Origin of the sequence: Brevibacillus massiliensis (assembly GCF_000311785.1) — a bacterium.
Taxonomy (GTDB): Bacteria; Bacillota; Bacilli; order Brevibacillales; family Brevibacillaceae; genus Brevibacillus_C; species Brevibacillus_C massiliensis.
In genome coordinates, this window is the sequence record NZ_HE978540.1 from 271,755 (window position 1) to 274,537 (window position 2,783).

Annotated in this window: 2 protein-coding genes; both read right to left on the reverse strand. The window is 47.8% G+C overall.

Going from position 1 to position 2,783, the window contains the following annotated elements; all coding sequences use genetic code 11:
* Window positions 1–148: 148 nt before the first annotated feature.
* A complete protein-coding gene (locus HGBM_RS27455; RefSeq protein ID WP_161605050.1) occupies window positions 149–1,120 on the reverse strand; it encodes a succinylglutamate desuccinylase/aspartoacylase family protein in 972 nt (323 codons plus the stop codon).
* Window positions 1,121–1,186: 66 nt separating this feature from the next.
* On the reverse strand, window positions 1,187–2,614 hold the full coding sequence (locus tag HGBM_RS13905; protein WP_019121720.1) for a sodium:solute symporter family protein: 1,428 nt from the start codon (window positions 2,612–2,614) through the stop codon (window positions 1,187–1,189).
* Window positions 2,615–2,783: the final 169 nt, after the last annotated feature.

Sequence of the window (2,783 nt, forward strand, 5' to 3'; positions counted from 1 at the left end):
CGTTTTATCTATCAAACTAGCGCTATTTACGAACATTATAAGTATATTAAAACATGAACGTACGGTTTATTCAACAAAAACGAAAAAAGCTGCCGCAATGACTTCAGCATTGCGGCAGCCCGCTGTTGACAGGCCGCTTCATTTGTAGTTACCTCGACCGATCCCTTGTACCGGCTATCCCAAAGAGGTCCGTCTTCGACGTTACGACTGCATGGGTGCAGCGCCAGAGCAAATGCCCTTCAGTTGGCGCCAGCACTTCACGGATTACGTTCCCGGAATAATCGTCAATCGTGGCCAGCAACTGCCCGCGAACCACTTTCTCTCCCGGCTCGACAGCATAGCGGCACCAACCGTCAACCCCGGATTGTATCCAATGATATTGATCGGCGACAATGGGCTGTTTTTTCGGCGGCAGGCATTCCCCGTCCATCATGCCAAGTAGTGCCGCTACCCGCAGCACACCGTCCCGATGGAATTTCACGCTGTGATCATCAATCAGGCCGTTGTTTCCGGCTTCGGCAAACACTGCGTTCTTACGCTGCCTTGCCCGACCGCTACAGCTCCTTCCCGGCATCGCCAGTTGGTCCGGATCCAGCCGGACAATAATATCCGGTTCGAAAGCGGTGGATAAAGCCAAATTAAACTCGTCAAACTCTGGATCGCCGATCGTCGGCACAACCGTAAAGCGGGCTACACTCTCGCAAAGATCTCCACCGTGGAGATCGATCAGACAATCGGCGTCGGCGGCCCACTCGTTAAGGATGCCATCGGCAAGGGCTTCGCTGAACGTACCGCTGCTTGACCCCGGAAAGCAGAAATTGATATTCTTGCCGTCAATGGGGCATACGTACTCGGAGCGATAAGGAAGCGCCGGAGGATTTGCGATCGGCATAATCGAGACTGTACCTCGGCGAAGCTCCCTTCGAAATCGTTCCACTAGTTGGAATGCTGCTTCGATACTGGAGACTTCGTTGACGTGGATACCAGCCATGACGCATAGACGCGGTCCTGGTTCCCGGGCGGAAATGTCATGAACCGTCCACTCCCACCCCTGTAAGATCGGCGAGCGGAATTTCACTCTTCGTATCGATAGATCAGTTGACGCCGTCAGGTTTTTCACTTTCATCACTCTCCACGATATTTTCAATTCAAAGCTTTGCCGTTTTCTTCAATCAAACAGGAAATGTTAACCCCTCTCTTCTTTTGTTGCGATTACCGAGTGCTTTCTCTGGTTGGGAAAGATCATTGAAACAACAACTATGGCTATTATTCCAATAATATAAGCAGGAATGATCGGTCTCCAACCAAGCGGGTTCCCATTCAACAACCAAATCAGACCGGTCAATGCCCCAGCCAACATACTGGCAATTGCTCCGGTGGCACTGGCCTTTTTCCACAGCAAGCCCGCTATCATTGGAATAAATGCGCCACATGACAAAGCTGTCCAGGCCAATTCCATGTTGCTCATCGCTTTGTCATAGAAAGACGCTATCGCCCAGCTTATTACTCCTAGTGCCAATGTAAGCCATATATTAATCGAAAGCTTTCTTTTCTCGTCAAGTTTATCGAAAGCAACAAAGTACTTAAAGATATCGTTCGTAATAACGGAAGACGCCGCTATCAGACAAGCTGAAGAAGATGACATCAGAGTGGCTAATACCGCAGAAATAGCCAGCCCTTTTAACCCTATCGGAAGAATCGTTCCAATCAGAAGCGGGGTGATCATCTCCGGATTCTCCAGATTAGGACCGAGGATATGATATCCTAAAATACCGATTAAAGGCATCGTAACAGCAAAAAATACAACGCCCAGTGATGCCCAGTAGCAGGAGTTTCTTGCAACTTGCGGACTTTTCGCGCTCATTATTTTCTGGATGATATCAAAAGAACAAAAAATAGCGGGAATTGCGTAAAGGATCTGTGCAATTACTGTGGTAAACTGACCATCTTGGATCAAATCAAAATACCCAGGCGGTGAGCTGTTTATCAAGTTGCCAATTCCTCCTGTTTCAAACACACCAACTGCAACCAGCGCGGTAATACCGGCGAACATAACAAACATTTGGACAAAATCCGTCAGAAATACCGCCCACAAACCACCTATCACTGTGTAGGTCACATTTATAACCGCGTATAGTAAAATACCCGTCTTCGGATCCCAACCAAGCAACGTAGCAAATAGCAGCCCGCCGCCAACAATTTGTCCCGCAGTAAAGGCAAGCTCGGCTATAGCTATGGTCACAGAAGTGAATAACCTGCTTTGGTCGTTGTATCTGTTCCCGAACCATTCAGGCAGAGTTTTGCTGCCAATCGCTTCTCTTAATGGTTTGGCCCCAATCAGCCCCAGAACCAGAAACGTAACGATATTAGAAATGATCCACCAGCCCCCTGAATATCCGATGGAATAGCTTAGACCGACAAAACCGATGATTGAACCGGCACCTATTTGCGTTGTGAGAAGACCAGGAGCCAGGTAATGAGTTGGCACTTGTCTTCCGGATAAGATATGGTCTTCATATCCCTTCAATTTTTTTCCGGCAAACATTCCGATTGCCACCATCCCGAGCATATATGCTGTAATAACTATCCAGTCTAGAACACTAATGTTTGACATAACGATATTCTCCCTCAAGGTTGTAGATATCAAAGTAGGTGTAAGTGTTGACAACGCACGAAACCATGATGTCTTACCGTCACGGTGTGCAGTGCAAACGAATCGATCCTGCTGGGTTTTTTGATCAAGTTTGGACAAGATCAATCATCGCTATTTTATATATAGGCGC

What these genes read in the sequence shown, in the direction of transcription:
- HGBM_RS13905 (WP_019121720.1), bottom strand. Translation starts at nt 2,614, where the DNA reads ATGTCAAACATTAGTGTTCTAGACTGGATAGTTATTACAGCATATATG.